Consider the following 7,467-nt stretch of genomic DNA (forward strand, 5'->3'; position numbering starts at 1 on the left):
AGGTAGATGCCCCCACTGACAATCGGCCTGACCTGCACTTTCCCCCGCGCCGAGGTCGATTGTCAGTGGCGTGGTGCACGGTGGAGTCACATCGGGTCGACTGATCTGGAGGGGGATCCATGACCGTGTCCGAAATCAACTCCGCAGCCGCCGGAAGAGGTGTCGAGGCGGCCGCCGCCGAGGCCCTGCGCCCGCACGCCGAGCACGCGTTCGCGCATGAACTCAGGGCGCTGGCAGCCGCCGACGACCGGCCCAGGCCCGCCCGTTGGCAGCTCTCACCGTGGGCCGTCGCCACGTATCTGCTCGGCGGCACCCTGCCCGACGGCACGGTGATCACGCCGAAGTACGTGGGCCCGCGCCGCATCGTCGAGGTCGCCGTCACCACGCTCGCCACCGACCGGGCGCTGCTGCTGCTCGGGGTGCCCGGCACCGCCAAGACCTGGGTGTCCGAGCACCTCGCCGCCGCCGTCAGCGGCGACTCCACGCTGCTGGTCCAGGGCACGGCCGGCACCCCGGAGGAGGCGATCCGGTACGGGTGGAACTACGCGCAACTGCTGGCGCACGGCCCCAGCCGGGACGCCCTGGTGCCCAGTCCGGTCATGCGGGCCATGGCCGAGGGGATGACGGCCCGGATCGAGGAGCTGACCCGTATCCCCGCCGACGTGCAGGACACGCTGATCACGATCCTGTCGGAAAAGACGCTGCCCATCCCCGAGTTGGGCCAGGAGACGCAGGCGGTGCGCGGCTTCAACGTCATCGCCACGGCCAACGACCGTGACCGGGGGGTCAACGAGCTGTCGAGCGCGCTGCGCCGCCGCTTCAACACGGTGGTCCTGCCGCTTCCGGCGACCGCCGACGAAGAGGTCGACATCGTCTCGCGCCGGGTCGACCAGCTCGGGCGCTCGCTCGACCTGCCCGCGGCCCCCGAGGGCATGGACGAGATCCGCCGGGTCGTCACCGTCTTCCGCGAGCTGCGGGACGGCGTGACCGGCGACGGCCGCACCAAGCTCAAGTCCCCTTCGGGGACGCTCTCCACGGCCGAGGCGATCTCGGTGGTGACGGGCGGTCTGGCGCTCGCCGCGCACTTCGGCGACGGCGTGCTGCGCTCCGGCGATGTGGCGGCGGGCATCCTCGGCGCGGTCGTCCGCGACCCGGCGGCGGACCGTGTCATCTGGCAGGAGTACCTGGAGACGGTGGCGCGCGAGCGCGACGGCTGGAAGGACTTCTACCGCGCCTGCCGAGAGGTGTCGGCATGACCGCCCTGTCCTCGGCCGCGCCGGACGCGTCCGCTGCGGATGCGGCCGCGCCGGATGCCGCCGCGCCGGATGCAGTCGGGCCGGATGTAGTCGGGCCGGATGTAGTCGGGCCCGGCGCCACGGACCCGGCGCCCGCCGCGCCCCCCGGCCCCTGGCTGCTCGGTGTGCGGCACCACGGGCCCGGGTCGGCGCGGGCCGTGCGGGCGGCGCTGGAGGCGGCGCGGCCCCGGGCCGTGCTGATCGAGGGCCCGCCCGAGGCCGACGGGCTGCTCGCGCTCGCCGCCGACCCGGACATGCGGCCGCCGGTCGCGCTGCTCGCCCATGTGGTGGACGACCCGCGCCGGGCCGCGTTCTGGCCGATGGCCGAGTTCTCGCCGGAGTGGGTGGCGCTGCGCTGGGCCCTGGACGCGGGCGCCGAGGTCCGCTTCATCGACCTCCCGGCGGCCCACTCCCTGGCGGAGGAGCCGCCGGAGACCGAGCCACTGAGCGGGACGGACGGCGGGACCGACGACGAGGGCGGTTCACAACAGGGGCAGCCCGGGCTGCGGATCGACCCGATCGGCGTGCTCGCCGAAACCGCCGGATACGACGACCCGGAAGCCTGGTGGGAGGACGTCGTGGAGCACCGCGACGGCACACCGGGAGCCGATCCGTACGGCCCGTTCACCGTCCTGGGCGAAGCCATGACGGCGCTGCGCGAGGCGTACGGGGACGGCGGCCACGCGCGCGACCTGATTCGCGAGGCGTACATGCGCCAGCAACTGCGCACCGCCCGGCGCGAGTTCGGGGAGGAGATCGCGGTGGTGTGCGGCGCCTGGCACGTGCCCGCGCTCGCCGCCCGGACCACGGTCGCGGCCGACCGCGCGCTGCTCAAGGGCCTCCCCAAGGTGAAGGCCGAGCTGACCTGGGTGCCCTGGACCCACCGCCGCCTCGCCCGGCACAGCGGCTACGGGGCGGGCATCGACTCGCCCGGCTGGTACGGGCACTTGTTCGCCGCCCCCGACCGGCCCGTCGAGCGCTGGATGACCAAGGTCGCCGGGCTGCTGCGCGAGGAGGACCGGCAGGTCTCGTCCGCCCACGTCATCGAGGCGGTGCGGCTCGCCGGGACCCTCGCCGCGATGCGCGGCCGCCCGCTGCCGGGCCTGACCGAGACGACCGACGCGGTGCGGGCGGTGATGTGCGAGGGCTCCGACGTGCCGCTCGCCCTCGTCCAGGACCGCCTCGTCGTCGGTGATGTGCTCGGCGAGGTCCCCGACGCCGCCCCGGCCGTCCCGCTCCAGCGCGACCTCACCCGCGCCCAGCGCTCCCTGCGGCTCAAACCGGAGGCGCTGGAGCGCGAGCTGGAGCTCGATCTGCGCAAGGAGACCGACGCCGCGCGCAGCCGTCTGCTGCACCGGCTCAGCCTCCTCGGCATCGGCTGGGGCGAGCAGTCGGCGTCCCGGGGCAGCACCGGCACGTTCCGGGAGAGCTGGCGGCTGCGCTGGGAGCCCGAACTGTCGGTGCGGGTGGCCGAGGCCGGGGTGTGGGGCACCACGGTCCTGGCCGCCGCCACCGCGCGGGCCGAGTCGGAGGCCGCCGGGGCGACGGTCCTGGGCGAGATCACCGCACTGGCCGAGCGATGTCTGCTCGCCGAGCTCACCGACGCGCTCCCGGTGGTGATGCGCGCGCTCGCCGACCGGGCCGCGCTCGACACGGACGTCGCCCACCTCGCCCAGGCGCTGCCCGCCCTGGCCCGCACGCTGCGGTACGGAGACGTGCGGGGCACGGAGACGGCCGCGCTCGGGGAGGTGGCGACCGGGCTCGCCGAGCGGATCTGCGTCGGCCTGCCGCCCGCCTGTACCGGCCTGGACGCGGACGGCGCCAGCGAGATGCGCCGCCGCATCGACGACGTCCACACGGCCATGGCCCTGCTCCCGGAGGCGCCCGAGGGCCCGACGACCCTGCGGGACCGCTGGGCGTCGGTCCTGGCCAGGCTGGCCGGGCGGGACACGGCGGCGGGGGAGATCCGGGGCCGTGCCGTCCGTCTGCTCCTGGACGACGGACGGCTCGACGACACCGAGGCGGAGCGCCACATGGGCCTGGCGCTCTCGGCGGGGACACCGCCCGGCGACGCGGCCGCCTGGATCGAGGGCTTCGTCGGGGGCGCCTCGGGCGGCGGGATGCTCCTCGTCCACGACGAGCGGCTGCTCGCCCTGGTCGACACCTGGCTGACCGGCGTCCCGGCCGACGCCTTCACGGACGTACTCCCGCTGCTGCGCCGCACCTTCTCGGCGTACGAACCGGGCGTGCGCCGCACCCTCGGCGAGCTCGTCCGGCGCGGCCCCGGCACCGCCGGTCCGGCCCGGGCCGACGCGGCCGCCCCCGGCTTCGGGGCCGGGCTCGACGAGGAGCGCGCCGACGCCGTGGAGCCGCTGCTGCGGCTGATCCTCGGCGGGAGCACCCACGGATCCGGCGCACCGCCGGAGCCGTCCGGCCACCTGGCATCCGGCCACCTGGCATCCGATCACCTGGCATCCGATCACCTGGCAGGAGTGGGGAAGTGAGCACAGAACAACTCGATGCGGCCGCCGGCGAGCGGCTGCGCCGTTGGCGGATGGTGCTCGGCGGGGAGCAGGGCGCCGACGGCACGGGCCGCATGCTCGCCGGGCGCGACGCCGCGATGGACGGCGCCCTGTCCGCGCTCTACGGCGGCTCCGGCGGACGGGGTTCGTCGAAGGGCCGGGGCGCCGGGCTCGGCGCCTCCGCCCCGAGCGTCGCCCGCTGGCTGGGTGACATCCGTACGTACTTCCCCAGCTCGGTCGTCCAGGTCATGCAGCGCGACGCCATCGACCGGCTCGGGCTCTCCGCGCTGCTCCTGGAGCCGGAGATGCTGGAGGCCGTCGAGGCGGACGTGCACCTCGTGGGCACGCTGCTCTCGCTCAACAAGGCGATGCCGGAGACCACCAAGGAGACGGCCCGCGCGGTCGTCCGCAAGGTCGTCGAGGACCTGGAGAAGCGGCTCGCCACCCGGACGAAGGCCACGCTCACGGGCGCCCTGGACCGTTCGGCCAGGATCAGCCGCCCCCGCCACCGGGACATCGACTGGGACCGCACCATCCGGGCGAACCTGAAGAACTACCTGCCGGAGTACGGCACGGTCGTCCCGGACCGGCTGGTCGGGTACGGGCGGGCCGCCCAGTCCGTCAAGAAGGACGTGGTCCTCTGCATCGACCAGTCCGGCTCCATGGCCGCCTCGGTCGTCTACGCCTCGGTCTTCGGCGCCGTCCTCGCCTCCATGCGCTCGATCGCCACCCGGCTGGTCGTGTTCGACACGGCCGTCGTCGACCTCACCGACCAGCTCGACGACCCGGTGGACGTGCTGTTCGGCACCCAGCTGGGCGGCGGCACCGACATCAACCGCGCCCTCGCCTACTGCCAGTCGCAGATCACCCGTCCTGCCGACACCGTCGTCGTACTGATCAGTGATCTTTACGAGGGAGGGATCCGGGACGAGATGCTGAAGCGGGTGGCGGCGATGAAGGCGTCCGGGGTGCAGTTCGTGGCCCTGCTCGCCCTCTCCGACGAGGGCGCCCCGGCGTATGACCACGAGCACGCGGCGGCCCTGTCCGCCCTGGGCGCGCCCGCCTTCGCCTGCACCCCCGATCTCTTCCCGGAGATCATGGCGGCGGCGATCGAGAAGCGGGCGCTGCCGATACCGGACGCGGGCTGAAACCGGTGCCGGGATCGGCCTCCCGGCCGGGGTCCGGGGGTTGTCCCCCGGGGAGACACAGCAGGGCGGCGGCGATCGAGAAGCGTCCTCTGCCGATACCTGACACGCTGTGAGCAGGTGATCTGTGACAGGTATCACCGCTCAGGTGTGATCTGCGATTTAGGGAGCTCGCTCTGGCGGGGATAACCTGCGAGACGGACATGCCGCGTACCCGGACACCGTGTACGCCTCCCTCAGTGACAGTGCCGTCACGTTGCCCTTCGCGGCACGCCCACGCAGAAGAACGAACCGCGAACCACTGAAAAGGGACGGACGCGCGTGGACCTGTTCGAGTACCAGGCGAGGGACCTCTTCGCCAAGCACGGTGTACCGGTGCTGGCCGGTGAAGTGATCGACACGCCTGAGGCAGCCCGCGAGGCGACCGAGCGGCTGGGCGGCAAGTCCGTCGTCAAGGCGCAGGTGAAGGTAGGCGGCCGAGGCAAGGCCGGCGGCGTGAAGCTGGCCTCCACGCCGGACGAGGCCGTCGCTCGCGCGACGGACATCCTCGGCATGGACATCAAGGGCCACACGGTCCACAAGGTGATGATCGCCGAGACCGCTCCCGAGATCCTTGAGGAGTACTACGTCTCGTACCTCCTCGACCGCACCAACCGGACCTTCCTGGCCATGGCCTCGGTCCAGGGCGGCATGGACATCGAGGAGGTCGCGGAGAAGACCCCCGAGGCCCTCGCGAAGGTCCCGGTCGACTCCAACGAGGGTGTGACCATCGAGAAGGCCCGCGAGATCGTCGCCCAGGCGAAGTTCCCGGCCGAGGTCGCCGAGCAGGTCGCCGAGGTCATGGTGACCCTGTGGAAGACCTTCGTCGCCGAGGACGCGCTCCTCGTCGAGGTCAACCCGCTCGCCAAGGTCGCCTCCGGTGACATCCTCGCCCTCGACGGCAAGGTGTCCCTGGACGAGAACGCCGAGTTCCGCCAGCCGGAGCACGAGGCGCTTGAGGACAAGGCGTCGGCCAACCCGCTTGAGGCGGCCGCCAAGGCCAAGGGCCTCAACTACGTCAAGCTCGACGGCGAGGTCGGCATCATCGGCAACGGCGCGGGGCTCGTCATGAGCACCCTGGACGTCGTCGCGTACGCCGGTGAGAACCACGGCGGCGTGAAGCCGGCCAACTTCCTCGACATCGGCGGCGGCGCGTCCGCCCAGGTGATGGCGAACGGCCTGGAGATCATCCTCGGTGACGCGGACGTCAAGTCCGTGTTCGTCAACGTCTTCGGTGGCATCACCGCGTGCGACGAGGTCGCCAACGGCATCGTCCAGGCGCTGCAGCTCCTCGCCGACAAGGGCGAAGAGGTCACGAAGCCGCTGGTCGTGCGCCTCGACGGCAACAACGCGGAGCTGGGTCGCAAGATCCTGTCGGACGCGAACCACCCGCTCGTGCAGCGCGTGGACACCATGGACGGCGCGGCCGACAAGGCCGCCGAGCTCGCGGCTGCGAAGTAAGGGACGAGGTCAGACACCACCATGGCTATCTTCCTCAACAAGGACAGCAAGGTCATCGTCCAGGGCATGACCGGCGCCACGGGCATGAAGCACACCAAGCTCATGCTCGCTGACGGCTCCAACATCGTCGGCGGTGTGAACCCGCGCAAGGCCGGCACGTCCGTCGACATCGACGGCACCGAGATCCCGGTCTTCGGCACGGTCGCCGAGGCGATGGAGAAGACCGGCGCCAACGTGTCCGTCCTCTTCGTGCCGCCGGCGTTCGCCAAGGCCGCCGTGGTCGAGGCGATCGACGCCGAGATCCCGCTCGCCGTGGTGATCACCGAGGGCATCGCGGTCCACGACTCCGCCGCCTTCTGGGCGTACGCGAAGGCCAAGGGCAACAAGACCCGCATCATCGGCCCGAACTGCCCCGGTCTGATCACGCCGGGCCAGTCCAACGCCGGCATCATCCCGGGCGACATCACCAAGCCGGGCCGTATCGGCTTGGTGTCGAAGTCCGGCACGCTGACGTACCAGATGATGTACGAGCTCCGTGACATCGGCTTCTCGTCCGCCGTCGGCATCGGTGGCGACCCGGTCATCGGCACCACGCACATCGACGCGCTCGCCGCGTTCGAGGCCGACCCCGACACCGACCTGATCGTCATGATCGGTGAGATCGGCGGCGACGCCGAGGAGCGCGCGGCCGACTTCATCAAGGCCAACGTGACCAAGCCGGTCGTCGGCTACGTCGCGGGCTTCACCGCGCCCGAGGGCAAGACCATGGGCCACGCCGGCGCCATCGTCTCCGGCTCCTCCGGCACGGCCCAGGCCAAGAAGGAGGCCCTGGAGGCCGCGGGCGTCAAGGTCGGCAAGACGCCGACCGAGACGGCCAAGCTGGCGCGCGCCATTCTCGGCAACTGACACAGTCTCGCCGGCTGACGTTCAGCCTGACCCTCGGGTCGCCCGTACGGCTGGTCCGTACGTCTGTACGCGCGTGGGCCCGCACCCCAGGACAAGGGG

5 protein-coding genes are annotated in these 7,467 nt (G+C 72.3%); all 5 read left to right on the forward strand.

What is annotated here, in order from left to right; all coding sequences use genetic code 11:
• The first annotated feature begins 119 nt into the window (after positions 1-119).
• Complete coding sequence (locus ACFWA7_RS29805) at positions 120-1,256, forward strand: AAA family ATPase (protein WP_385544187.1); 1,137 nt, start codon at positions 120-122, stop codon at positions 1,254-1,256.
• Positions 1,253-3,799 carry a DUF5682 family protein gene (locus ACFWA7_RS29810; RefSeq protein WP_385826162.1) on the forward strand — a complete coding sequence of 849 codons (2,547 nt, stop codon included), beginning with the start codon at positions 1,253-1,255 and terminating at the stop codon, positions 3,797-3,799. The genes ACFWA7_RS29805 and ACFWA7_RS29810 overlap by 4 nt, the downstream gene beginning before the upstream one ends.
• A 50-nt stretch (positions 3,800-3,849) precedes the next feature.
• Positions 3,850-4,965, forward strand: a complete 1,116-nt coding sequence (locus ACFWA7_RS29815) for a vWA domain-containing protein (RefSeq protein WP_385826166.1) — start codon at positions 3,850-3,852, stop codon at positions 4,963-4,965.
• A gap of 318 nt (positions 4,966-5,283) precedes the next feature.
• A complete protein-coding gene (sucC, locus tag ACFWA7_RS29820) occupies positions 5,284-6,462 on the forward strand; it encodes an ADP-forming succinate--CoA ligase subunit beta (RefSeq protein WP_385544181.1) in 1,179 nt (392 codons plus the stop codon).
• A 21-nt stretch (positions 6,463-6,483) separates the two neighbouring features.
• Complete coding sequence (gene sucD / locus ACFWA7_RS29825) at positions 6,484-7,368, forward strand: succinate--CoA ligase subunit alpha (protein WP_385544178.1); 885 nt, start codon at positions 6,484-6,486, stop codon at positions 7,366-7,368.
• The last annotated feature ends 99 nt before the right edge of the window (positions 7,369-7,467 follow it).

It is taken from the genome of Streptomyces sp. NPDC059994, from assembly GCF_042737755.1.
In the GTDB taxonomy this organism is placed as follows: domain Bacteria; phylum Actinomycetota; class Actinomycetes; order Streptomycetales; family Streptomycetaceae; genus Streptomyces.

Bases quoted from the DNA above. Each gene is read 5' to 3' on its own strand.
- ACFWA7_RS29805 (WP_385544187.1), top strand. From the start codon at position 120: ATGACCGTGTCCGAAATCAACTCCGCAGCCGCCGGAAGAGGTGTCGAG.
- sucD (WP_385544178.1), top strand. From the start codon at position 6,484: ATGGCTATCTTCCTCAACAAGGACAGCAAGGTCATCGTCCAGGGCATG.
- ACFWA7_RS29810 (WP_385826162.1), top strand. From the start codon at position 1,253: ATGACCGCCCTGTCCTCGGCCGCGCCGGACGCGTCCGCTGCGGATGCG.
- ACFWA7_RS29815 (WP_385826166.1), top strand. From the start codon at position 3,850: ATGGTGCTCGGCGGGGAGCAGGGCGCCGACGGCACGGGCCGCATGCTC.